At 53.9% G+C, this 25,813-nt stretch carries 17 protein-coding genes; 15 read left to right on the top strand and 2 right to left on the bottom strand.

The window, feature by feature from the left end:
• Nucleotides 1-299 precede the first annotated feature (299 nt).
• From SACSAC_RS26785 to SACSAC_RS04690, 6 genes are all read left to right on the top strand, one after another.
• Complete coding sequence (locus SACSAC_RS26785) at nt 300-1,490, top strand: S-layer homology domain-containing protein (protein WP_156950948.1); 1,191 nt, start codon at nt 300-302, stop codon at nt 1,488-1,490.
• Entirely contained in the window at nt 1,490-4,918 is a 3,429-nt protein-coding gene (locus SACSAC_RS04710) for a DUF5704 domain-containing protein (protein ID WP_084777907.1), read from the top strand. Before SACSAC_RS26785 ends, SACSAC_RS04710 begins: the two co-directional genes overlap by 1 nt.
• Nucleotides 4,919-5,097: 179 nt before the next feature.
• Nucleotides 5,098-6,708, top strand: coding sequence for an alkaline phosphatase (locus SACSAC_RS04705; RefSeq protein WP_037292030.1), 1,611 nt, complete (start codon nt 5,098-5,100; stop codon nt 6,706-6,708).
• A gap of 342 nt (nt 6,709-7,050) precedes the next feature.
• Nucleotides 7,051-8,031 (top strand): ABC transporter ATP-binding protein, encoded by a 981-nt coding sequence (locus SACSAC_RS04700; RefSeq protein WP_037283955.1) that lies wholly within the window; start codon nt 7,051-7,053, stop codon nt 8,029-8,031.
• Nucleotides 8,031-9,557, top strand: a complete 1,527-nt coding sequence (locus SACSAC_RS04695) for an ABC transporter permease/substrate-binding protein (RefSeq protein ID WP_037283953.1) — start codon at nt 8,031-8,033, stop codon at nt 9,555-9,557. The genes SACSAC_RS04700 and SACSAC_RS04695 overlap by 1 nt, the downstream gene beginning before the upstream one ends.
• Before the next feature lie 19 nt (nt 9,558-9,576).
• Nucleotides 9,577-10,170: an STM3941 family protein gene (locus tag SACSAC_RS04690; protein WP_037283950.1), complete on the top strand. Its 594-nt coding sequence runs from the start codon at nt 9,577-9,579 to the stop codon at nt 10,168-10,170.
• Nucleotides 10,171-10,284: 114 nt separating this feature from the next.
• On the opposite strand, the gene SACSAC_RS04685 is transcribed toward SACSAC_RS04690, so the two are convergent.
• Entirely contained in the window at nt 10,285-11,022 is a 738-nt protein-coding gene (locus SACSAC_RS04685) for a superoxide dismutase family protein (protein ID WP_037283947.1), read from the bottom strand.
• Between the two features lie 275 nt (nt 11,023-11,297).
• On the opposite strand from SACSAC_RS04685, the gene SACSAC_RS04680 reads away from it, so the two are divergent.
• From SACSAC_RS04680 to SACSAC_RS04635, 9 genes are all read left to right on the top strand, one after another.
• Nucleotides 11,298-12,275, top strand: a complete 978-nt coding sequence (locus SACSAC_RS04680) for a sugar ABC transporter substrate-binding protein (RefSeq protein WP_037283944.1) — start codon at nt 11,298-11,300, stop codon at nt 12,273-12,275.
• Entirely contained in the window at nt 12,272-13,738 is a 1,467-nt protein-coding gene (locus tag SACSAC_RS04675; RefSeq protein ID WP_037283942.1) for a sensor histidine kinase, read from the top strand. Before SACSAC_RS04680 ends, SACSAC_RS04675 begins: the two co-directional genes overlap by 4 nt.
• The gene (locus tag SACSAC_RS04670) at nt 13,713-15,269 is read left to right on the top strand and encodes a response regulator (protein ID WP_037283939.1); all 1,557 of its coding nucleotides are present in this window, start codon (nt 13,713-13,715) and stop codon (nt 15,267-15,269) included. Before SACSAC_RS04675 ends, SACSAC_RS04670 begins: the two co-directional genes overlap by 26 nt.
• Nucleotides 15,266-16,609, top strand: coding sequence for a D-xylose ABC transporter substrate-binding protein (gene xylF / locus SACSAC_RS04665; protein WP_245608575.1), 1,344 nt, complete (start codon nt 15,266-15,268; stop codon nt 16,607-16,609). The genes SACSAC_RS04670 and xylF overlap by 4 nt, the downstream gene beginning before the upstream one ends.
• A 785-nt stretch (nt 16,610-17,394) precedes the next feature.
• Nucleotides 17,395-18,471, top strand: a complete 1,077-nt coding sequence (locus SACSAC_RS04660; protein ID WP_425414832.1) for a sugar ABC transporter substrate-binding protein — start codon at nt 17,395-17,397, stop codon at nt 18,469-18,471.
• Between the two features lie 88 nt (nt 18,472-18,559).
• Complete coding sequence (locus SACSAC_RS04655; RefSeq protein WP_051506865.1) at nt 18,560-20,128, top strand: sugar ABC transporter ATP-binding protein; 1,569 nt, start codon at nt 18,560-18,562, stop codon at nt 20,126-20,128.
• A gap of 94 nt (nt 20,129-20,222) precedes the next feature.
• On the top strand, nt 20,223-21,398 hold the full coding sequence (locus SACSAC_RS04650; protein WP_037283934.1) for a sugar ABC transporter permease: 1,176 nt from the start codon (nt 20,223-20,225) through the stop codon (nt 21,396-21,398).
• An 869-nt stretch (nt 21,399-22,267) separates the two neighbouring features.
• On the top strand, nt 22,268-23,275 hold the full coding sequence (locus tag SACSAC_RS04640; protein ID WP_037283929.1) for a Gfo/Idh/MocA family protein: 1,008 nt from the start codon (nt 22,268-22,270) through the stop codon (nt 23,273-23,275).
• A gap of 155 nt (nt 23,276-23,430) precedes the next feature.
• Nucleotides 23,431-24,546, top strand: coding sequence for a WG repeat-containing protein (locus tag SACSAC_RS04635; protein WP_051506864.1), 1,116 nt, complete (start codon nt 23,431-23,433; stop codon nt 24,544-24,546).
• Between the two features lie 177 nt (nt 24,547-24,723).
• Here the strand turns inward: SACSAC_RS04635 and SACSAC_RS04630 are convergent, their stop codons facing one another.
• Nucleotides 24,724-25,563: a 3'-5' exonuclease gene (locus SACSAC_RS04630; RefSeq protein ID WP_037283928.1), complete on the bottom strand. Its 840-nt coding sequence runs from the start codon at nt 25,561-25,563 to the stop codon at nt 24,724-24,726.
• Nucleotides 25,564-25,813 lie beyond the last annotated feature (250 nt).

Below are 25,813 nucleotides of genomic sequence, written 5' to 3'. Positions count from 1 at the left end.
ATTCAAAAAGCTTGCTTTCTATCTATAAAACAATTAGTTTAAAGAGGTATCGTTTATACTCGCGAAGCACGCGGACGCATTCTTTCCTTTAAGGAAGGGACACGTCCGCTTTTTTGCGTGTTTCCGAAGAGATCGACAGATAAAATTGTTCTTTGAAAACAAAAAAATGGGACTTTCCCAATAGTTACAACCAAGCGACAATAGAAGGGTGTGTTCATATTGAGGAGGCCTGGATGCTGAACATTTAAAACCAAAGAATGGAAAGGGGACTTGAAGTGAAAAAGATTTGGAGTACATGGATGAAAGCTACAGCAGCATCGGCAATTCTGGCGGGGGCCTTTTGGGGGAGCGGAGCCTCCTCTGGCGTCCAAGCCGCAGGTACGTCTTTTTCGGATGTGAAGTCGAGTCACTGGGCGTACAGCGCCGTACAGAAGGCCGTAGCAAAGGGCTACGTCGACGGCTACACCAACGGGACGTTCAAGCCGGACACATCGGTCAGCCGCGCCGAGTTCGTGAAGATGGTTGTCGCGGCAATGAAGCTGGAAACCACGCCGGCAAGCGGCAAATGGTACACGCAATACGTCAACGCCGCAACGAAAGCCGGGCTGTATGCCGGCAGCGACTTCGCAAACAACGATTCGGGTTGGAACAAAACGATGACGCGCGAAGAAATGGCCCGCGTCGCGGCACGTGCGATCGGCGAGAAAACATCGGAGAACGACAAATGGATGTACCTCGCCACCAAGTCCGGACTGATCCAAGGCGTCGGTAAAGGACAACTGGCTCCGCAAGGCCTCACGACGCGTGCCCAATCGGTCGTGATCATCGAGCGCATCCTGAGCGTCAACACGGGCAGCGAACTTGATTCCGACCTGTACGCAACCGGCGCCGCCGAAATCCTCTGGCACGGCACGAACATCTTCACGGTGATGCCGGAAATGTTCGTCACACCGGATTCGGATTGGAAGAATAAAGGCGAGTCGTCGATCGAGGAAATGTGGAATGAAAAGAACATGACGATCACGTCGAAAGACGGGTTGTATCAAGGCAAGCTTGACGCCCTGATCGCGATCGACCTGGCCGATCCGAACGATCCGAACCGCGCGCTGCTGGGGAATGTGAATACGTTGAAATGGTCGAATAACCGACTGTCGATGGGGAATCTGATGGTTAAGGACAACCTGAACAGCTACGTGCTGTATTTCGATGGCGGTCAAGTCTTCAACAAAGACAAGAAGAGATACACGGAACGGAATCGCGTGCAGTTTGAAGTATCAGGTTTCGATTCACCAAATGATGATGCCTTTTCTGCGGGGAAATTTAATCAAACAGCTATGATTTACCGAAACAACTGGTTTGATATTCCAGGCGTAATTATCCCGAAAACGGGGTGGGTTCAAAAAAGTGACATCTCAATCAAACTGCAACCACCTGCAAGTGGATCACTGTTCTTCAATCAAGACATTATTCGCCTGCGTGGTACACGCTAATGAATAAAACCCGGCAACGCTTAACCATTGTCGGACTCAGCACACTACTCCTAGCGGGCAGCGTGCTGAGTGTTTTTTTTCCGAATCAGGGAAACATTGAAGCGGCAGTTCAGAAAAAACAACTAAACTACACATCAGAATCCGGAGTCAAACCACTACCCCAACGAACCGCTTGGAGTTTCGGTAAAAAGAAAACAGCAACAACAGTAGCCATCAACGAAAATGCAGGTACCAACAACAAAATTCAAAAGATTGTTTTTTATCGCGGAACCGAAGAAATTAAAACAATTAACGTCAACGCACAACGTTACACAGGAACAGAAACCTTTACAGGAAAAGCTATACCTGTAATATCCAAAGAAAACGGTTCAGCCGGATCGTGGTTCGCATGGTCGCGAGGAATTACATCGACCGAATGGACTGCCGGAGCAAATGATAATTGGCAAGAGTTAGGAAACATGCCAGGTGCTGAAACAGAAAGAATTAGAACCGTAAATAATGGGACACCTTACGAATTTAACTACAAAACATATCCCTATAAAAAAGTTGAGCTAACCGTTAAATACCCAAGAACATCAAACTACTATGCATCATTCGGAGAGGAAAAACTTCAAATTACAACACCTTTTATCGATGACAGCAAAGAAACAATTAAAGCTGAAAACCCAGAAACAAATAATCCAAATGTAGTAGTTAACAAACAAGTTGACGTCAGAACTGGCGATCTTGGTATAACAGGAAGAAATGATGACTCAACTAAAATTGTAAGTTTCACACTGGGCGTAGAACCAAACGGAAACCCAGATGCGGCTGTTCGAAACTTAGATTATGCTACGATCAAATTTACACAAGAACATGGTCCCGATGGCGCTAAGTATAACCTTCGTCAAGATAACGGGCCTATGGTTCCATACACGACCAAACAAGCTCAAGCCATGACGTTCTACTACGCGGCGTATGAATTCGCCATGAAATCCTTTACGTACCAATACCCCGATCACTACTGGGTCTACACCGAAAAAGGTGACACTCAAGGCCCGATCGGATTCTGCAACGTACGCGAAGGGCGCACCATCGAAGGCGAAGACATGCAACCTACGCCAAGCGCAATGATCAAAGCCGATCAGCGCGATCGTGAAATCTTTGACGTCCTGCAAGGCATCCCGACATCGGAAAGCCTATACGGAAATGTCCTAACGAAAAATTATCTCAATCAGTACAAATTCTTGGAACACAAGGTTACTTGCATCTATGAGGTACCCGTGACGCTTCAATACACGCTCAAGTGGGACCCCGGTAAAGACAATCCGGCAACACCACCGATTCCAGCTAAACTCCCTGACCCTCAAGAAGAACCGGATGAGGTTCCGTATCCCGTACGAACGGAACGATTATTCTCCTACTGGACCGTGGAAAAGCTAGGGATCTATCAAATCGATAGCGCCGAACTCAAAAACTATGCGTTTGAGGGCGAAAGCATTACGATCTACCCCGAAGGGTATACACCGCCAACGTTAGTCCTTCAAAAAGATGGCTCGTATACCGAACCCGAAACACCGGCACCTTTTGTCGCACCACATCCCCCGATTGTCGTTAATGGTGGAACATCAAGACCGTCGCCAACCAACGATATCGATATTGCACAAGGATACTTGGAGAAAGTCGTCGGTCAAATTACAGGCAAAAACGACAAAGTCATCTTCAACGGTCAAACGATTATGAGTGACCAAGAAGCCGAAGTCCAAACGCCAGTCCCGAGCAAAATACCAAACGGGACCATGATCAGCCGAGACGTACTCTATAGTCCGAATCATATGATTCCACGAACGAAGACTAACCGAATGGCGGCTCCGAGCATGGGTACCGTCACGTATGCCGGGCTAAGCGACAATTACGACGTCGAAGACGGCGACACGTATCCAATCCCGGGCATCAACCCGGTTACGGTGCACACGCCGGTCGTCAACTATTCGTCCACATCCGATGATGCCGCGCACAACCAAAAAACGACGCCGAACTACAGTCGTCAAGCGTTCATCTTAGATCGGCCGTTTACAATCACGATGCCAACCAGCGGGCAGCATCAAAACTATCCGGGGTACGGCAATCGCGATTACGCGAAGTATTTCCGAAGTAAAGAAGTCTACTTCCCGTTTGATACGTATTCATCCGATCGATCGATTTTCTATCCGAAAGGGACCTGGATCAACATCCCGGTTGGGCAGATCGTCACGGAATTTTTCCTTCCCGTTTGGGTTGATGAAGGCGACTATACGGTCACGTTCCGGAATACCGCCGAGAATGCGCCGGGGATTCAACCCACGCAGCAAGATGCGAACTTCGATCTGATCAATCACGTAGCAAGTGACACGGTTGACGTTGAAGTCATTGGCCGGCTGTACGATTTCCACATCACCGATATCGCCGATTACAACTGGGAAATGGTCTTCCGCACCCAAGAAGGCAGCGCCGTCCACACGGGCAACACTTACTGGACCGGACTGCAAGGCATTGACGGAGCCGCGCGCGGCAACAATCCGCCGTTCACCCTCCCGATTCTGCCCGGCAGCAATCCGCTTGAAGGCATGAAAAACATCACGGTCAAAACCGGCTACCACATCAAGTTCGATCTGAAAACCAAAGGCAATATGTTCGGCAAAACCGACGGCATCCGCATCACCCCAAGCTTCACGTTCGTCAGCAAAGACGGCAAGACCCAAACGCCTGTTGATCTGTACTACAACGACGACCACCGAACGTTCATCAAGGTCGGCTCGCCGGAAGACACGGAAGAGCGCTACATCATTCTAAACGACCGTCTGCGCAACGTACCCGAGGAGGAATTGACCGATACCGCCAGATATAAGTACGACAACTATTATACGTTTTCGGAAATGAACGGCGTCAGTCGCGACATGTTTATCGCCGACTACATCCGCCGCTTTACCAAAGAAAAAACGCCGATTGGCGGTTTTGACCTCCTGTTGCTGCCGGAGCAAACCCGCACGTTAATCGGACCCAAGGCCAACCTTCCCGGTTCGGTCGATTTTGCGCGTGCCAATGCAGCGATGCAGAAGTGGTATGGACATTATACGCTGCCCGGCGATCCGTATGTCGTCGTCAAAGGAACCAACCTGGCCGAATATGGACGCACACACGGAGGGCTGACCAAACGCGATCCGATCTTCCTGCGGGACGGCTATATCATCTTGAATTTCAATATCGAGAGCATTCGCAACGGCAATCTGAACGCGCCGCATTTGCAGTACATCAACGCTCCGCTCATGAACCAATGGACACTGGAAGGGTTCAAGCACAGCGTGCAAGATTCCTGGAAAAACACATTTTCTGTCCAGGACGGCGATATTGTCTTCTACAATGCCGACAAATCGTACAAAGATGATTTCCAAGCTGAAGTGAATCATTAAGCAAAAGTAAGTCATAGTAGTTAGCAAGGGGGGGTTTTTTTACACAAATCGTAACTGTTCTTAATACTGCGCAAACGCTCTCTTCCTAAACTGGGAGAGGTTTGGAAATCATATAAGAGGAGTGGAGCGATTTGCGAAAGCTTGAATCTGCACGCGGAAAGAACAAGGCAGCGGCTTGGATGGCGGGGGCTTTATCGGCAGCCATGCTGCTCGGAACCGGCGCACAATCGGCGATTGCCGCCGAACAGCCGGACATCGAAGCTCAGAACGTCATCATTCTGATTCCGGACGGAATGGGCATGGACGGAACGACGTTGGCGCGCTGGTATAACGGCGGCGAAGCCTTGGCCATGGACGAGATGGCGAGCGGACTCGTGCGTACATACTCCGCCGACGCGGCTATTGCGGACTCGGCTCCGGCTGGCACGGCATTCGCGACGGGACATAAGTCGCATACGGGCTACGTGGGCGTATTGCCGGACAAGAACACGATGCCGGGTCTTGAAGCCATCGCGTCCGGCGACGAGAAGAAGCCGGTCGCGAACGTGCTTGAAGCTGCGCGTCTGGCAGGCAAATCGACGGGCATTATTGCCACCTCCGAAATCATGCATGCGACTCCGGCAGCCTTCAGCGCCCATTATCCGGATCGCGGCAATTACGACGCGCTGAGCGAACAACAAGTGTACGCTGGCATCGACGTAGTTCTGGGCGGCGGAGCGAAATACTTTACGGCCGAGGAACGCGAGGACGGCGAGGATCTGCAAGCCGTTATCGAAGACCTGGGTTATGACCTGGTCAAAAATCCGGAGGAACTGAACGCATCCAACTCGGATAAGCTGTGGGGAATGTTTGCGGATAGCGCCATGAGCTACGAGATGGACCGCAATCCGGACGAACAGCCGAGTTTGGCGGAGATGACTTCAAAAGCGATTGACGTGCTGGATCGCAACGAAGACGGCTTCTTCCTGATGGTCGAAGGCAGCAAAGTCGACTGGGCGGCACACGCGAACGATCCGATCGGCATCATTAGCGACGTGAACGCATTCGACAATGCAGTAGGCGAGGCGCTTGAATTTGCGAAAGCAGACGGCAATACGATGGTGATCGCGGTGACGGACCACGCCAACGGCGGCATCTCGATCGGCGACCGCGCGACGACGGGCACGTACGACACGGAGCCGCTGGAGACGTTCATCGCCCCGCTGCTCAAAGCCAAACTGACGGGCGAGGGCGTGGAAGCGAAGCTTGCGACGCCGCGCACGAATAATAACATCAAGCAGGTCATGGCCGAATACTACGGAATCTCCGACCTGACGAACAAGGAAGTCGAAGCCATCCGCCGCGCGGACACAGGAAGATTGAACGGCGTGATCGGTCCGATGATCAGCGAACGCGCGCATATCGGCTGGACGTCCGGCGGCCATACGGGCGGAGACGTCGTCTTGTATTCCTATGCCCCGAACGGCCAGAAGCTTAGCGGCGTACTGGAAAATACGGACATTGCTCGCGAAATGGCTTCCGCGCTCGGCGTCGATCTTGAAGCCGTAACGAAGCAATTATTCGTCCCGGCCGAAGCCGCGTTCAAAGCCAAAGGCGCTCAAGTCGCAACAGACGATAGCGATGCGTCCAACCCTGTACTTGTTGTTACCAAAGGCAACAACACGCTGCGCCTGTCCGTATTCAAAAGCGTAGCCGAATGGAACGGCCAAGCCGTTCAATTGAACGGCAACGTCATCCACAACGGCCAACAATTCTTCGTCCCGCAAGACGCAGTAGATTTGCTCCCTTAAACGTATAAAAATAAATTACGCAGCCCCGGAAAACAAATTCCGGGGCTTTTTCTCTATCCAAAAACCAAACATACCTGGAAGCGAGAAAACGGAGAGAAAAATTCAGTGAAAGACGCCTTTGAACTCGGAAAATTCCTTAGTTAAATCGAATCCATTTTCCGAGTGAGACAGCGTCTTGAACGAATTTTTCTCGCAGTTTTCTCGCTTCCCCCCACAACAGTAATTTTTAGAACGTAGCAAAAGTTTGTTTTTCTCTCCCGGTGGTACCAAGCCGCCGCAATCGGGTATTGATAGAGAAGAATGACAGACCAATTCCACGACAAGCGAGCTGGGAGACTACATATGATCCTTTTTGAAAATGTGACCAAAAAGTATGGCGACGGCCGTGCTGCCGTTAACTCATTATCGTTGGAGATCGAAAAAGGAGAATTTTTCGTTCTTATCGGTCCCAGCGGCTGCGGCAAAACGACAGTGCTCAAAATGATCAACCGCCTGATCGAAGCGAGTAGCGGACAGATCCGAATCGAAGGTCGTCCCGTCGACGATTACAAGTTGAGCGAGCTGCGTTGGAATATCGGTTACGTGCTTCAGCAGATTGCGTTATTCCCGCATATGACGGTGGGTGAAAATGTGGCGCTGGTTCCCGAACTGATGAAGAAACCTCGCGAGGAGATCGAAAAATCGGTCAATCGCCTGTTGGGCATGGTTGGACTGGATCCGGACGTCTATCGCGACAAGCTTCCTTCCGAGCTCTCCGGCGGACAACAGCAGCGCGTAGGCGTCGTTCGGGCGCTGGCGGCAGACCCGGATATTTTGCTGATGGACGAGCCGTTCAGCGCGCTGGATCCGGTGACGCGGGAAAGGCTGCAAAACGACCTGTTGGAGCTTCAGCGTTCGATTCGAAAAACGATCGTCTTCGTGACGCACGACATGCGCGAAGCGATCAAACTCGGCGATCGCGTCTGTCTGATGAACGGCGGGAAAATCGTGCAAATCGGTTCGCCGGACGAGATCGTGCAGCATCCGGCAAACGATTTCGTTCGGGAGTTTTTGGGCGATGCGGTCGGATCGGGAAAACATTCCGAAATGACTTCGCATCTGACGGCGGAAGAATTGGCGGAGCCGTTGGAACCGGATAGCCGGATTGCCAACGAAGGCGCGGTGACGATCGGCGCGGATACCGCGCTGGGCGAACTGTTATGGCATTTTGCGGCCGAGAAACGCTTGTTGGTGAGACGGGGCGACGAGGTGATCGGCCTGCTGGATCGGGAACGCACGCTTAAACGCATCGCTCGGGAGATTGAAGAAGGAGGCGAAGCCTGATGAATACCTTCTTCGACGTTCTTTCGCAGCGGCAGGATCAATTATGGAGCACGCTGGGCGAGCATATTGTTTTGTCGTTCATTTCTTTGCTGATCGCTGCTTTGATTGCCGTGCCGCTGGGTCTGCTGCTGGCAAGAACGCCGCGCGCCGCGGAAGGCATCATCGGCGTAACCGCGGTGCTTCAGACGATTCCGTCCCTGGCGCTGCTCGGCCTGATGATTCCGCTGCTCGGCATCGGGCGCGTACCGGCGGTCGTGGCGCTCGTGATCTATGCGCTGCTACCGATTCTTCGAAATACGTATACGGGCGTGCGCGGCGTAGATCCTTCATTAATTGAAGCCGCCGACGCGATGGGCATGAATCGACGCAAACGCTTGTTCAAGGTCGAATTGCCGTTGGCGATGCCGGTCATCATGGCCGGGATTCGTACCGCGACCGTGCTGATTATCGGAACGGCCACGCTGGCCGCGTTGATCGGCGGCGGCGGTCTGGGCGAACTGATCCTGCTCGGAATCGACCGCAACGATACGAATTTGATTCTCATCGGTGCGATCCCCGCGGCGCTTCTCGCGATCATTTTCGATTTCGCGCTGCGGTTTCTGGAAAAGCTGTCGCTCAAGCGTTCGCTTGCGGCGCTCGGCGGATTTGCGGTCATCATCGCGGCTTTCCTGATCATCCCGCTTTTCGGTCAAGCCGCCAAAGCGGATCTGGTGCTCGGAGCCAAACTGGGACCGGAGCCGGAAATTTTGATCAACATGTACAAAGAACTGATCGAGCAGGACACGGATTTGACCGTCGAGTTGAAGCCGGGTCTCGGCAAGACTCCGTTCGTGTTCGCGGCTTTGCAAAACGGCGATATCGACATTTATCCCGAGTTCACGGGTACGGCCATCAGCGAATTCCTCAAAACGACCGCCGTCGGCACCGATGCTGCCGAAGTGTACGCTCAAGCGCGCGACGGTCTGAAAAGCGAATTCAACATGGCTTATCTGGAACCGATGGCCTACAACAATACGTACACGCTGGCTATGACCAAGCGGCTCGCCGACCAGTATCAGGTCACGAAAATTTCTGATCTAAAGGCGTTGGAAAACAATCTCGAAGCGGGCTTCACGCTGGAGTTCTCGGATCGCGAAGACGGCTATCTGGGCATACAGGAGCTCTACGGCATCCAATTCCATACGGTATCCACGATGGAGCCGAAGCTGCGTTATCAAGCGATCGAAAGCGGCGATATCGATCTGCTCGACGCCTACTCGACGGACAGCGAATTGGCGCAGTACGAACTGACCGTACTGGAAGACGACAAAGGTCTGTTCCCTCCGTATCAGGGAGCGCCGCTGATGCTTCAGGAAACGCTGGATGAGCACCCGGAACTGGCGGATACGCTGAATGTGCTGAGCGGGCAGATTACCGACGACGAGATGCGGAAAATGAACTATGAAGTAAACGCGGAAGGACGCTCGGCAGGGGACGTGGCCCGGGAGTATTTGACGCAAAAAGGGCTGCTGAAATCGGCCGAATGATTAGAAAGGAGAACCAGGCATGGACCACGATACGATGATGCAGGGAAGGCGCACGCTTCATTTTTACCAGAAACGGGGCAAAGCCTTGCAAATCGCCTTGTACGGCCTGCTGTTTATCGTCGTCGGCATCTATCTGATGGTTCTCGGCTTCAGTCCGGGGCCGGACCATTCGATCTACGGCGGAATCATGGGCATCTTGGCGCTGCTGATGGGCGTGACGGGAATGGGATTCAGCATACGTCGCGCTTTTCGCTTCTCGCCGATCCTGACGCTGGACGAGAAAGGGCTGCACGATCGGGTGGCTGCGGCCAATGCAGGATTCGTGGCTTGGACCGAGATCAGCAAAATCGAACCGTACGTGCTGATGAATCAGCCGTATATCGGAATCGATCTGCATAACGCGCAAGACTTTCTGTCGCGCCGAAGCGGCTTTATGCGGGGATTGATGAAAGCCAACCGGGGCCTCGTCTCGATGCCGGTCAATATTCCGATGCAGGGATTCGGCGCACAGGCGCCGGAGATTTTGCGGGAGATGGAGCTTCGCTGGCAGCGGTACGGGCATTTCGAAGACCGGTCTGACGGTCGTTTTTCGGACGGCTGGCCCGAAGAATAAGCGGCGCGAAAACGAAAAACCGAATATGCGAAAAAGGAGACTGCCGAATCGAATCGGCGGTCTCCTTTTTTGTGCCTACCTGAATAGCTGACTTTTCGAAGCAAATTCGATCCGTTACTTCGGCACGTTTCCGCCCGCGATCCGATCCCCCGAATCTCCGGCCGGATCGGTCTTTTGATCGTCCGGTCCCGCGTGGATGACGATCGAGCGCCCTGCGATGGACATCGGACTGTCCGGTTGCAGGTCGGCACCTTCAAGGAAGAACTCCTGCACGGCTTTGCCGTTTTTGTCCGCGGTCAGGTTTTTGGTGAAGTCGCCGATATGGGCGCCTTGAGGATTATGATGTCCATGCTCGTGCTGAGTAGGATTGAAGTGACCGAGCGCGGTAGCGAAGTCGTTGTTTTTGATCGGCATTTGATGGACGTGGATGCCATGCGGCCCCGCAGGAATATCCATGAGACTTACTTTGACGCGCACGCCGCCTTTTTCCTCCATCAAATCGATGCTGCCGTGCACGGTTCCGTCCGCGCTTTTCACGATCGTTTTGGCGCTGCCTGTCGAGATGGCATTATTCGCGGCATCCCAATATACCGGAACGTCGAGCATGTCGCCGATCGCGCGTACCGGAACGTACGTCGTGCCGTTGTAAGTCAGTGCGGCGGGAGACGTCGTTCCGTTGCTGCCTGTCGGCGCGGGAGCCGCTTGTCTTTCGCCGAACGCGAAGAAAGTCGCTTTGGAAATCATTGCGGATACCGACGTATCGGCCGCTACGGCGGAAAGTCCGGAAAATAATACGGCGCCGCATGCAAATGAAGCGACCAGATGCTTTTTGCCTAAAGGCTTTTTCGTCATGGCAGGTTCCTCCTCGGTTAAGTTCCTTTTACCTTACATCCAGAGAACGTTCCGACAATTGTTTCTTCGTTGCACCTTACCCGTACAGGAAAACTCCGAAACGAATGATAAAAACAGTTTCATAGGCAATTCTGCAAAAAAAATCTATTCAGGCGCCGACTGATTTGCTACAGTAGACAAACTGCCAAATAATGCGATGAGCTTTATATAGCTTTTAGTGAAATGGAATAAAATGTTATAATTTGATTATCCGGATTAGGGGAGAGGGATACAGCTTGCATAAGACGATCAGCTTGGCGTTGGGTTCGATTTGCGCCATTTTTCTTTTTTTCACCATGATCTCCGCGATTCGATTCGTGCAATCCGCCTGGCAGCCGCCGCAGCTTCAGCATCGGGAAGAGGATCGTTATCGGCTTGTCCTCGTCACGCAGGATCTCGGCACGCCGTTCTGGAACGATGTAGGCGAGGGCGCGGAAGCGGAAGCCCGGCGCTTGGGCGCGAACCTGGAAGTATGGGGAACGTACGGCGAAGACCGGGAAGACTTTTTGAAGCAGCTTGAGATCGCGATCGATTCGAAGGTGGACGGGATTATCGTGCAGGGGATGGACGAGGATGCGTTCGACAATCTGACGAAGGTGAAAGCTGCTTTTTACGGAATTCCGATTATCACCGTGGCAAGCGATGTGCCGATGTCCGAAAGCATGCGCAAAACGTATGTCGGCTCGGATGCCCTGGCGGCCGGAAAGCTGATCGCCAATACGCTGATCGCCGATATGGGAGGCGAGGGCACGGTGGTGCTGATGGGCGATCAACGCGAAGAATATGACCAGCGGCAAAGGGTTGAAGGCATCCGCAGCGTGCTGGATCGGCATCCCGGCATTCGCATCGAATACGTGACCAGCTCGGACGAAGAAGAGAAGATTGTGGCCGCGACGCAGAACGTGATGAACTATTTTCCTAATGTAAACGCCTTCATCTCCGTGGATGCCAATTTGACGCCCGCCATGGTTCAGGAGATTGGCCGACGTTCGCAAGTTGAGCCGTATCATATCTATTCGTTCGACGACAATCCCGATATTTTGGCCTTGCTGCGGCAGGGGAAATTGGACGGCGTTATTCAACAATCTCCGTCGGAGATGGGAGAGACCGGCGTGCGCATGATGATGCAGTGGCTGGAAGGCGAGACCGTTCCGCTTGACGCCGAAGGCTATCTGACCGATATCCGCATGTTGACGACGGAGGGCGCCCAATGATCGGAATACAGCGAAAAATCTGGACGTTGACGGCGATTGTCATGTTTATCATGGCTTCGATCTGGATCATGCTCACCTACTATAATCAGAAAACGCAAGATCAGTACAACGAGATTCTTCAGCGTTACCTGATCATGAACGAGGTCACAACGGCCAGCCGCCAGACCGTCAACGCGCTCAACATCTATCTGTTGACGCCGACGGAAGGCAATCTGAGCAGCTTGAGACGCGGCGAGCAGCAGCTGCGGGACGCGCAAAGTTCGGTCGGGGTGCTGCGCAACGAAGAGAACGATTTTGCGCTAACCAGCTACATGAACCTGATCGACAGCCTGATCGAGACAACGGACCGGTCGGTCATGTTCAAGTCCGAGCGCGAGACCGAGGAGTCGTCGAAAGCTTTTGCGGAGGCGACGCGCATTTCCCGTTACATTTCGGAGATGACGCTGCAGCTGATCGATATCGAGCTGAATACGTACGAGCGGTTCTACCGCAGCATCATCGAACAAGCCGAAGAGTTGAAAAAGCTCGGGATCTGGATATTGCTCGCGATCACGTTCGGCCTGCTGCTGTTCACTTATTGGTTCTCGCTCAGTATCACACGGCCGGTTCAGCAATTGACGAAAGCGGCACAAGAATTGGCAAAAGGCAAATTCGAACGGCAAATCGTCGTGAATTCGTCGGACGAAATTTCTTTTCTGGCAACGACATTCGAGCGAATGCGGGTCAATATCAACAATCTGATCCTCGAAATGAAAGAAAAAGCCCGGCTGAAAAGCGAACTGCAACAAAGCCAACTGCTGCTTCAAGAAAGCCAGCTTCGCAGTTTGCAGAGCCAGATCAATCCGCATTTCCTGTTCAATATCCTCGATACGCTGTCCAAAAAGGCTTTTCTGGAAGGCGCGGAAGAGACGAGCGATTTGCTGGTAAGCGTGGCCGGGTTGCTGCGTTACAATCTCAAACGGCTGGATCGCGCGGTCACGCTGTACGACGAGGTGCGCGTGATGCGGCAGTACATGGAGATCCAGTCGGCGCGCTTCACGGAACGGTTGAATCTGGTCACGCAGATCGACGAGCGCTGCTTGTCGGTGCAGATGCCGGGACTGACGCTGCAACCGATCGTGGAGAACGCGGTCATTCACGCGATCGAACCTGCGGAAGACGGAGGAACGATTACGGTGACGATCGCGGATGCGGGCGACCATGTGACGGTGGAGATTGCCGACGACGGACCGGGAATGAACGAGGAGAAGATAATCGGCATTCTGGAAGAACGCGACATGCAGCCGGAAGGACATTCGACGGGAATCGGCTTCGGCAATGTGGTGAGGCGTCTAAGATTATTCTACGGCATATCGGACGTGATCGAGATTCATAGCGGACAAGGCCGCGGCGTGCGGGTTCTGCTCAAATTACCGAAGACAAGGAGAAGCGACACGTATGATAAAGCTATTGATCGTGGATGACGAACAGGTCGGCCGTGAAGGGCTGGAAGCGATTTTGCGCAAAGGATTCCCGGATCTGATGATTGAACAGGCGAAAAACGGGAAAATGGCGGTAGAGCTTGCGGAGTCTTTCGGACCGGACCTCATTCTGATGGATATCAAAATGCCGGGCATGGACGGGCTGGAAGCGACGGAGATCATTGGCGACAAATACCCGGATATCAAGATCGTGATGGTGACGGCTTACGATACGTTCGATTACGCGCGCCGCGCGCTCAAGCTGGGCGTGAAAGATTATCTGCTCAAGCCGAGCAAAGCGACCGAGATCAAGAAAACCGTAGGTCGAGTGTTAGAGCAGATTCAGGAAGAAAACCGGGAACGCGAACATAGCCGTTTACGGGAAAACGCATTGGAGCGGGTAATGCCGGTGATCGAGACGGATATCGTGACGCAGCTGCTGTTCGACCATGTGCACGAAGTGCATTCGGATGAGTTGGTATCGTGGCTCGGGGCAGATACGGGCAGCGAGACCTTTGCTTTGTCGGTACTCGTTCCCGAGAACTCGGAGGGCGCTTACGGTTCGATTCGCGATCTGGTGAGAAGGGAAGGCGCCGGATGGGTAGGCGCTCTATACGGCCGCCAGATTCCGATCATCGCGTTCCGCGACGGCAGCCGTTCGTTCCGCGCGCAGGCGTCGGAACTTGCGAAGATGGTGCTCGAAACAGGCGGTCGCCATGTTCGGGACGGGTGGTTTGTCGGCGTAGGCAGCGTCTGCGAATCGCTGTCGCAGGTGCGCCAATCCTACCGCGAAGCGCTGCTGGCGACGCCCGATCCCACCCAGCCGGTGCGCTATCGGTTGTATGTCGACAAGCCGGAGCCCGGCGCGGTCGGGACGGGCGAATCGCTGCTGGACCTGCCGGACAAGCGCTGGGAGCAGCACTTTTTCGAGCAGATTCGGGTAGGGGATTGGGACGGCATTCGTACCGAAACGCTCGACTTCCTGCGCCGCTGCGAAAGCGAAGGGGCCGATCGCCTGCATGCGCAGCAGCGCGTGTCGGAACGTCTGTGGGTATCGTCGCGCGTGCTGGCGGAGATGGGCGTGGAGATCGGAACGCCGACGTTTTCGTTTCAGGCGCAGGATTATCGTCAGTTGCGGGCGGAAACGGGAGCGATTTTGGATCGGATCAAACAGGCGTATGCGGAGCATTTGGAGCGGATCAAGCCGGATACGGTGCGGCGGATCAAGCAGTATATCGCCGAGCACTCGCATGAGGACATTTCGCTGGAGGGGATCGGGGAGAAGTTCGAACTCAGTCCTTTTTATATCAGCAAATTGTTCAAAGAACAGGTCGGCGTGAACTATATCGACTTCCTGACCGAATGCCGGATCGACAAAGCGAAGAAGTTGATGAGCGACCCGGCGCGCAGCCTGAAAGAGATTACGTTCGAAGTGGGCTACCATGATCCGAACTACTTCAGCAAGGTGTTCAAAAAGATGTGCGACCTGTCGCCGACGGAATATCGGAAGGCGCTGCTGGGAGGTGGCGAATGAGGGATCGGGGAAGCGGAGGGGCTCGGAGGAACGGACAGGACGGTCGAGACGCTAAACGAACATTTTTCAACCTATATTCGCTAGGCGCGCTCATGGCGGTGCTGGCGCTGATGCTTATGCTGCTGACAGCCTGCTCGGGCGATACGCCTTCGTCGCCGTCCGTGACTGACCGTTCGACCACGGTTAGAGAGTACGGAACAGGAGAGGGCAACGATGCTGGATACGGTATCGACGAAGCTTCCGAAAGTCCAAGCAGCGAGCCGGAGCAACAAAGCGATAAGAACGTTGAGCAAGAAGGGGTCGAAAAGACAGAGGCCGAAAAGGCAGATGCGGCAAACCGCTCGGGCGGTGAAGATCTTTCCGCGGCGCTGCCGGGTCTGAAGCCATCCGGCGAACCGCTCGTCATCGGATTTACGATGGATACCTTGCTGGAGGAACGCTGGAAAAAAGACCGCGACCTGTTCGTGGAAGCGGCGGAGAAGCTTGGCGCGGAGGTCGTGGTCAAATCGGCAAACGGCGACGACGCCAGGCAGATCGCGCAAGCCGAGACGATGATCAGCCAAGGCGTCGACGTGTTGGTGATCGTGCCGCACAACGCGGAAGCGACCGCCGCCATAGTCAGCAAAGCGCACAAGGCCGGAATCAAGGTGCTCTCTTACGATCGGCTCGTGACTAATGCGGATGTCGATTTGTACGTATCGTTCGACAATATCGAGGTGGGACGGCTGCAAGCCGATGCGATTATGCAGCTTGTGCCGAAGGGCAATTACGTCTATATTGGCGGAGCCGACACGGATAACAATGCCCGTCAATTCAAAGAAGGCGTGTTTAACACGTTGCAGCCGTCGATCGACCGGGGCGATATCCGCGTCGTCTACGATCAATGGTCGAAAGATTGGAAGCCCGTCTATGCGTCGGAAAATATGCGCGAGGCATTGGAGGCGAACGGCAGCGACGGAATCGATGCCGTAATCGTCGCCAATGACGCGACTGCCGGGGGAGCGGTTCAGGTATTGGAGAAAAACGGTTTGGCGGGTCGCATTCCGGTCGCGGGTCAGGATGCCGACCTGGCCGCGATCCGGCGGATCGTTGCGGGCACGCAGACGATGACCGTGTACAAACCGATCGGGCGTTTGGCGGAGGAGACGGCGAAGCTTGCGATTGCGTTAGCGAAAGGCGAGCAGCCTGCGACAACAAGACGCGTGAACAACGGCAAGATCGAAGTGCCTTCCGTCCTGCTGCCGCCGATCGCCGTCGATGCGTCGAATATCGACGAAACGGTGATCGCGGACGGCTTTCATTCGCGGGAAGAGGTGTATGGAGCGGCGGCGGATCGATGAATTAGTTAATGAATCGGCGGATCAATGAAAAGGCGAACGCTGAGTTTTCGAAAACCGTAAGTCTCAAAAGTGGACGCCTGCGTTAAAATGTACGCAATACGTCAACATTTCTTGGATTTTCGGCTCTTTTTTTCGCGATTGTTGACGTTTTGCGCACATTTTTGCCCGAATCCGCTCAAAACCATCTGTTGATGCAGAAATTGTTGACGTCACGTCACAATTTTGAAGTGAAATCGAATTTCGAGCCTGAAATGTGATCAAAACGTCAACATTTCAAGCTGCCGATGCTCTGTACCCTCTCAAATAGCAGGTTTGCGTACACGCCTAGATAAAAAAATCTCGAACAAGCGTAACTTTATCTTCATCGGACAAAAAGTACGCGCGTGCGGGTTGTAATCTGTGGCAAAACAAGGCTGTCGATCTTCTCTGCATGATGGAGATCGGCGGTCTTTTTCACGTGCAAGCTGCCCGGATATATTGAAGGGTCCAAGCCTTTGTGTCGACGTATGGATCGAAGGTTCGGTTAAATAGATTATTGTCTTATGACGACTCCATTCCATCCACCCGTCTGCACATTTTTGCAAGCGCTTTCTATTTAGCCTTAAAAAAGTACAGACGGTAACAAAAGAGTGCTAATGATAAGCGCTTACACCTGTCGGATGCGGTGCTATAGTTGATCTTGCCAGAAGAAAACAAAGTATCACAACCTACTAAGCAACATAAACCGAAAGGGGATCGTTCAGTTGAGAAAACAGTTTAAGGGGATTGTGCTCCTGGTTGCGGTCATGGTGTTCTCGATCGTCGCGACGGCTTGCGGCAACGGCGGCGGAACAAGCGGAAGCGGAGGCAGCGTCAGCGTCGGAATCGTACTGCCGACGAAGGACGAGCCGAGATGGGTGCAGGACGAGCAGCGCTTCAAAGACGCGCTCGCAGGCACCGACTACACGACGGAAATTTTGTTCAGCCAGGGCTCTTCCGCGAAAGAAAAAGAGAACGTGGAAACGCTGCTTAACAAAGGCATCAAAATCCTGATCATCTGCCCGCAGGACGGCGACGCCGCGGCGGCAGCGGTCGAAGCAGCGAAAAAAGACGGCGTAACCGTCATCGCTTACGACCGTCTGATCACGAACACCGACGCAGTCGATTACTACGTAACCTTCGACAGTTTGGCAGTGGGCGCGGCTCAAGGCCAATACCTGATCGACAACGCAAAAGCAAGCGGACAACCGCTGTACCTGTACGCCGGCGCAGCAACGGATAACAACGCATTCTTGTTCTTCCAAGGCGCTTGGGAAGTGCTGCAACCGAAAATCGCGGACGGCACGTTCAAAATCGCGAACTCCACGGAAGCTGAAAAACTGAAAGACACGAAAGACCTGTCCCGCGACCAAATGAGCAGCATCATCGGCCAAGTAACAACGAACTGGGACCCGAACGAAGCTAAAAACAAAGCTCAAACCCACCTGACGGCAGCAGCCGCGGACATGAAAGGCGACGTATCGATCTTGGCTCCGAACGACGGCACGGCACGCTCGATCGCAGACGTATTCGGTTCCGACAGCGAAGTAACCAGCTACGTGATTACAGGTCAAGACGCCGAGCAAGCTTCGATCCAGTACATCATCGACGGCAAGCAATCCATGACCGTGTTCAAAGACGTGCGCACGCTCGTTAAAGACGCAATGGGCATGGCAGTCGAAGTACTGGACGGCAAAACGCCGGAAACAACAGGTTCGTACAACAACGGCAGCGTAGACGTCAAAGCAAAACAAACAGACGTGATCGTAGTCGACAAAGAAAATCTGCAAAAAGAACTGATCGATTCCGACTACTACAAAGCGGAAGACTTCACAGGACTGTAAGTTCAACAAACAGCCGGCTGTAGAGCAGGGACGGGGACGCTCCCGTTCCTGTTTCTCAGTAAACCGGGCGATAAGGGGTGCGATAGAAATGGGCGGAACCAACCTACAAAAAACGAACGGGCCGACATCGGGTGGTTCGGGCGGCAATATTTTGGAGATGCGCAATATTTCCAAAAACTTCACCGGCGTCAAAGCATTGTCCGACGTGAATTTTCAAGTTAAAAAAGGCGAAATTCATTTTCTGGTCGGCGAAAACGGCGCAGGCAAATCGACATTGATGAAGGTGTTGAGCGGGGTCTACCCGTACGGCACATATGAGGGCGACATCGTTTACGAAGGCACGGTGCAGCAGTTCGGCAAAATTACGGACAGCGTCAAAACGGGCATCGCGATCATTTATCAGGAGTTGGCTTTGTTCCCGGATCTCAGCGTGTACGAGAACATTTTCGCGGGTAACGAGGTCAAGCGCGGCGGCGTGATCGACTGGAACGAGACGATCATCGAAGCGCGGAAAATGCTGCAAAAGGTGAAGCTGAACGTGAATCCCGAGACGCTGATCCGCGATCTCGGCGTTGGCAAGCAGCAGCTCGTCGAGATCGCCAAAGCGCTCAGCAAAGACGTCAAATTGCTGATCCTCGACGAACCTACGGCGGCGCTCAACGAAAACGACAGCGAAAACCTGTTGGAGCTGCTGCGCGAGCTGAAAAGCCAGGGCATTACCTGCATCATGATCTCCCACAAGCTGAAAGAAGTCATCGCGATCGCGGACAAGGCGACGGTCATCCGCGACGGTAAAACGATCTGCACGCTGGATGCGTCCAAAGGCGAAATCACCGAAGCTTCGATCATCAAAAACATGGTCGGACGCGATATCGAAGACATCTATCCGAAGCGGCCTGACAAGAAGTTCGGCGACCACATCCTTGAGGTGAAGAACTGGACCGCCTACGATCCGCAGCTTGGACGTAACATCGTCAAGAACGTCGACCTCTATGTGAAAAAAGGCGAAATCGTCGGTATCGCGGGCCTGATGGGCTCGGGCCGTACGGAGTTCGCGCTCAGCATTTTCGGCAATCCGAGAAATTACAAACTGGACGGGGAGCTGTACGTGGACGGCAAGCGCACGCGCTTCGGCCATACCAGCGACGCGATCAAAGCGGGTATCGCTTACGTCACCGAAGACCGAAAAGGCGACGGGCTGTTCCTGATTCAAGACATCAAAAGCAATGTCAGCGCGGCGAATCTCAAAGGCATCGCGCCGGGCGGCATCATCAACGACAACGAAGAAGTCAAAGTCGCCAACGAGTACAAAAGCTCGATGAACATCAAGGCTCCTTCCGTCGAGCAGCTCGTCGGCAACCTCAGCGGCGGCAACCAGCAGAAGGTATCGCTCGGCAAATGGCTGTTCGTCGGCCCGCAGCTGCTGATTCTCGACGAACCGACGCGCGGCATCGACGTCGGCGCCAAGTTTGAAATCTACACGATCATGAACAAGCTGATCGCCCAGGGCATGAGCATCATCATGATCTCGTCCGAACTCGGCGAAGTGCTCGGCATGAGCGACCGCATCTACGTCATGGCCGAAGGCCGGATCAAAGGCGAAATCGCGGCCGAAGACGCCGATCAGGAGAAAATCATGCAGTTTGCAACGCAGTAGCATCTTGTCAGAGTCAAAAGTATAGAGTGCGCGTTTCAGTCGTTCCGAATCCGCTGATTCACGTCTGACAAGCTAATCGTAGGAGGGAAAAACCGTGAACTTTTTTCAAGAAGCCAAATCTTTGCTCAAAGTAAATATTCGCGATTACGGGATGTATATCGCTTTGTTCGTCATCATGCTCACGTTCACCATTCTGACCGACGGACTGTTCATGTCCTCGCGGAATATCAGTAACCTGCTTGACGCTACCGGCTATATCGCCGTGTTGGCGGTCGGCATGACGCTCGTCATCGTCATCCGGCATATCGACTTGTCGGTCGGTTTTGCTGCCGGCTTCATGGGCGCGATCGCCGCGATCATGCTGTCGCAGCTCGGCGTTCCCGTCTACTTCACCATTCCGATCATCCTGGTCCTCGGGATCGTGATCGGCATGTTCAACGGCGTGCTCGTCGCGTCCGTCGGTATCCCGGCCTTCGTATCCTCGCTCGCGGCGATGCTGATCTTCCGGGGCGCGCTGCTGCAAGTGACGGAGAAAACAGGCACGATCATCGTCCGCGACGATACATTCAATGCGCTCGGCAACGGCTTCCTGCCTTCGCTGGGCAGCATCGCCGGATTGAACCTGCTGTCGCTGATCCTCGGCGCGCTGGTCATCCTGTACTTCGTCTACGCCGAAATCTCTAAACGCAATCAAAAGATCAAATACAAATTCGAAGTGCCTTCCAACAAGATTTTCGCGATCAAGCTGATCTTCGTATCCGCGATCATCGCGTACCTGACTTGGATTCTGGCCGGCTACAACGGATTCTCCTGGACGGTCGTGATCACGCTGCTCGTCGTCGCGATCTACCACTTCCTGACGACCAAAACGGTCCTCGGCCGCCATATCTACGCGGTCGGCAGCAACCCGGAAGCGGCTCACCTGACCGGGATCAACGTGAAAAAGATTACCTACATCGTGTTCGGTTCCATGGGCATGCTGTCCGCCCTGTCCGGCATCATGTACACCGCTCGTCTGCAATCTGCGACGACTACGGCGGGTACGCTGTTCGAGCTTGACGCGATCGCGGCCGCTTACGTCGGCGGCGTATCCGCAGCAGGCGGCGTCGGCAAAGTCACCGGCTCGATCATCGGCGCGGTCGTGATGGCGTCGCTGTCCAGCGGCATGAACCTGCTGGGCGTCGGCATCTCGTACCAATACATGATCCGCGGCGGCGTCCTGGCCGCAGCCGTAATCTTCGACGTCATGACTCGTCGCAAAAGAGGGTAAGCTTGAAGTTCCTGTTCGTTTGGGGGAAGCTGGGCGGGCGGCTGTGGGGGAATTCGTTCGAGCCGCTGTTTCGTCGAGAAAGCTTACAGCTTTCCCGGCTCAAAGGCGTCTCTCACTGAATTCCCCCTTCGCCGCCCGCTACGCTTCGGCCAAACCGGAACTTCCGCCTACCTCTTTAAAAAGGGGTAGGGAAAAGTAGCCTCGACTTTCCGATCGTCTCGGCGGGTAGGGCTTAGTGGTTAAGAGCGGAAGATTCTGTTTGATCTTTGGGTAGGGTCTTTGGCTGGAGGCTTTCTGTCGGAAGCCTTTTGCTAAAGTATCTCTTTAACTACTTAGAGTTCTACGATCTTATAACCTTGAAGTTCGTCGTACATCGTTTGAACTGCAACAACCTTAATCCCGATTCCCTGTTCACCCATCCCCTGAACCCTTTTAAACCAGCCGCCTTTGCCCTTCTTCTTATCCCCAAGAAGAAGCCGCAAGGCGGCTTTTGCTGTCGGGGGACCGTAAGGTGGTTGGATAAGTCGTCGCAGAAGCGGAGGAGGGGATTCAGTGTAGGAGCGCCAGCGATCGCCTTTGCAATTGGGAAAATTCCTTACTACAATCCAATCCATTTTCCCAATTGCAACACGCGACCGAAACGAATCCCCTCCGCAGCGCCCCGCACGACTCCCCACCCAAGCGCTCCCCCTGCCTTTGCGAAGCCAACAAGAAAGCTCTTTCCCCACGCTGCTGTTTTTTCACGTCGTGATCTGGTAAAGTGTACAAGGAAAGGCCTTACATAAGGCGCAGATCGCATTAGGTTTTATAAGGAAGCGTCGCGCCGAAACGTAAGCCGAAAACGATTTCTATTTCAAGGAGGATTCACGATGAGCGAGGCAGCAAACGGTAAGATCAAGTGGGGCATTCTGGGTACGGGCTGGATCGCGGAGCAGTTCGTCGCCGATTTGAAGCACGCTTCGAACGGCGAGCTGTACGCGATCGGTTCGCGTACGAAAGAGAGCGCCGACAAATTTGCGGAAAAATTCGGAGCGCCGGTTACGCATGGCAGCTACGAAGAACTGGCGAATGATCCGAATGTAGATGCGATCTATGTAGCGACCCCGCATCCTTTTCATAAAGAAAACGTTCTGACCGCTCTCGAAGGAGGCAAAGCCGTACTGTGCGAAAAGCCGTTTACGGTGAGCGCGGGCGAACTGGACGAGCTGATCGAAACGGCGCGCGAGAAAAAGCTGTTCTTGATGGAAGCGATGTGGTCGCGTTTCCTGCCGCCGATCGAGCAGGTGCGTCAATGGTTGAACGACGACAAGATCGGCGACGTGCGCATCGTGAAAGCCGAGTTCGGCTTCGATGCGGGCTGGAATCCGGAAGGTCGTTTGCTGAATCCGGAGCTGGGCGGCGGGGCGCTGCTGGACGCGGGCATTTATCCGGTATCTTTTGCCTCGATGGTGCTCGGGCCGAACCCGAATAACGTCTGGACCACGGCGCATATCGGCGAAACGGGAGTCGACGAGCACTTCACGATCCTGCTGGATTACGGCGACGGCAAGACGGCTTCGCTGCACGGCGGCGTGCGCGTGAACTTCCCGAACGACGCGTTCATCCACGGAACGAAGGGGTATATCCATATCCCGCAATTCCTGTTCGCCAAGGAAGCGACGCTGTACGTCAACGGCGAAGAGCCGGTGAAAATCACGGACGATCGCGAAGACCGCGGCATCAAAGGCTATGCGTACGAAGCGGAAGAAGTGGGCCGCGCGCTGCTGGAAGGCCGTCACGAGAGCACCGTCATCACGCTGGCCGAGTCGCTGGGCATCATGCGTCTGCTCGATAACGTGCGCGGGCAGTGGGGACTGAAGTATCCGTTCGAAAAATAAGCCGAACCGACGGCTTCAAGTAAGTCCGGTCTTCGTCATTGAAGATCGGGCTTTTTGCTTTTTACAGAATTTGACGATAATCGATGCTTACCGGGCGGCCGTGGGTAAATAACTATCGTGCTTATGCGCATCGACATCAGAGAGGGGAAAAGACATTGAAAAAACATGCATCGATCCTGCTTGCCCTGGCACTGACCGCTTCCGTCTCGACGGCAGCGATTACGCCGACTACATATGCAGCAGACAGCGCAACGAGTATCGTGAACGGAACGGCAAAGCCGACGAGCTATCCGATGGTCGGCAATTTGAGCGAAGGACTCGTTTCGTTCTGGGACAGCAAAACGACGCTTTTCGGCTACGCGAACACGAACGGCAAAACGATCATCAAAGCGCAATATGACGAGGTTAAGCCATTTAGCGAAGGGTTGGCCGCCGTGCAAAAAGAATCGCTTTGGGGCTTTGTCGACAAGACGGGAAAAGTCGTCGTGAAGCCGAAGTATCAGCAGGTCGGTCAAGGCTTCAGCGAAGGACTTGCCGCGGTTAAAGTCTCTTCCGGCAAATGGGCGTACATCAACAAGAGCGGCAAAGTCGTATTCAACGCGGCTTACGACGAAGCGCATGATTTCAGCGACGGAATGGCAGCCGTATGGAAAAAGAAAGGCACGTCGTATGTCGGAGGCTTTATCGATGCGAAAGGCAAAGAAATCGTCAAGCCTAAGTACGTCATGTTGAACGTATTCAGCGAAGGTCTGGCTCCGATCATGCAAAACGGCAAATGGGGCTATATCGATAAAAAAGGCAAAGTCGTCATCAAGCCGCAGTTCGACGGAGCCGCGCCTTTCAGCGAAGGAATGGCTTTGTTCCTGCAAAACGGAAAGTACGGCTACCTCAATACGAAAGGCAAAGTGATCGTCAAAGCCCAGTACACCGGCGGTCAAGCCTTCAGCGAAGGGCGCGCGGCAGTAAAAGTCGGCGGCAGCATCAGCGACCGCAGCGGCAAATGGGGCTATATCGGCGTAACGGGCAAGCTGGTCATCCCGGCGCAGTTCAGCGACGAAGGCGCGGAGATCGGTTCGTTCAAGGAAGGATTAGCTTTCGCGCAGCGCGCGGACGGCGTTAAAGTATTGATCGACCGTTTCGGCAAGGTGCGCGTGGATCTCAAAACGAACAACGTGCATGTCGGCGAATTCGATAACGGGGTTGCGCTCGTGAACGACATGTCGGAGCAAGGCGGTTACTACTTTATGAAAAATCCGATAAGCAGCAAATAAAGCCCAGGCTTGGGCATGGATGAGGCAACCCGCGAGGAAAGCAGATTAAGCTGCGCTTCGCAAAGTTTGCTTACATGTCCCAAGCTGCTTTTCCTTTAAAAAAAGCTGACCCGCCGCTCGTAACTTGAGCCGGGTCAGCTTTTTGCCTTATTAAAGTCGGCATTGAAATTCGAGCATTTATTCGTTCGCCGAAGCTTCCGTTTGCACGGGAGCTTTTTCTGCGTCGGAAGCCGGATCTCCCGAACCTTCCTCCGCCTTCGGCGGCATCGGAAACTCCGGCAGCGCATCGAAGTAAGCGTGCAGCTCGGCTTCCTTGCGCGGATCGTCGAACGGGATTTTTCCGTCCAGATAGTGCTTCACGGCCAGTTCCCACGTCGGCACGATGCGGCGCGAGGCAAGCGATTTGGCGGCGGAACGGACGATGCGCCGCTCCTTCGAGTTCGAGAACATGTCTTTGTACTCTTTGGCGAGCGTCAGGTCGAGCTTGTCGTAGACGGCGCGGAAAATATCGGCGGTCATCTTGGCGTCGTCGAGCGCGCGGTGCGCCGCACCCGTCGCTTCGATGCCCAGCAGCTCAAGCGCGCCTTCGACGCTGACATCGTTTTTGAGGTTTTGCGTGAGCAGGAAGCCTTTGAGCAGATCGAGCGAAGGGGTCTTCACCCAATACGTCTCTTCCAGCTTGTGCATGCGCACGTCTTGCACGATTCGCTTAATATCTTCGCCGCCCCAGACGACGAAGGTCAGCGGTCCGGGTACGGCATCCAGCCAGTCCCGGAAGTCGGCGATGACTTTGGGGAAACGGGCCGCGCTATCGATCGATTCCTGCGGGATGCCGGTTTTCTTTTTGATGAACGAGTTGAGCTTGGCAAAATAAACGGGTTTGATGAATGCCGAGAATGTATCGCTATCCCGCAAGGCTTCGTCCAGACGCACGGCGCCGATCTCGATGACCTCCATCGGATGCGGACTGGCGAACTTGCGGCCGTTAAATTCAATATCCAACACAATATAATTCAAAGGTTCTGCCTCCATGCCGTATAGAAAATGAAAAACAATCGCTTTGTACAGTGTATCAAAAAACGGCGCGCATGGGGGAAGGATCGGAAAATCCGGGACTGCATAAAAAAATAGGCGTTCGGAGCGGGCGCGCGTCTTTAAATTCCGACGGCGGTACCGGACAGGCAGCGGAAGATTCGAAGACACTGATTAAGTTAGCGATCATGGATAGCCGCGTGTCAAGGACCTCCTTGGAAAAAAAGAGGAAAAT

Origin of the sequence: Saccharibacillus sacchari DSM 19268, assembly GCF_000585395.1 — a bacterium.
In the GTDB taxonomy this organism is placed as follows: domain Bacteria; phylum Bacillota; class Bacilli; order Paenibacillales; family Paenibacillaceae; genus Saccharibacillus; species Saccharibacillus sacchari.
This window is presented reverse-complemented; position numbering and strand designations above follow the sequence as displayed.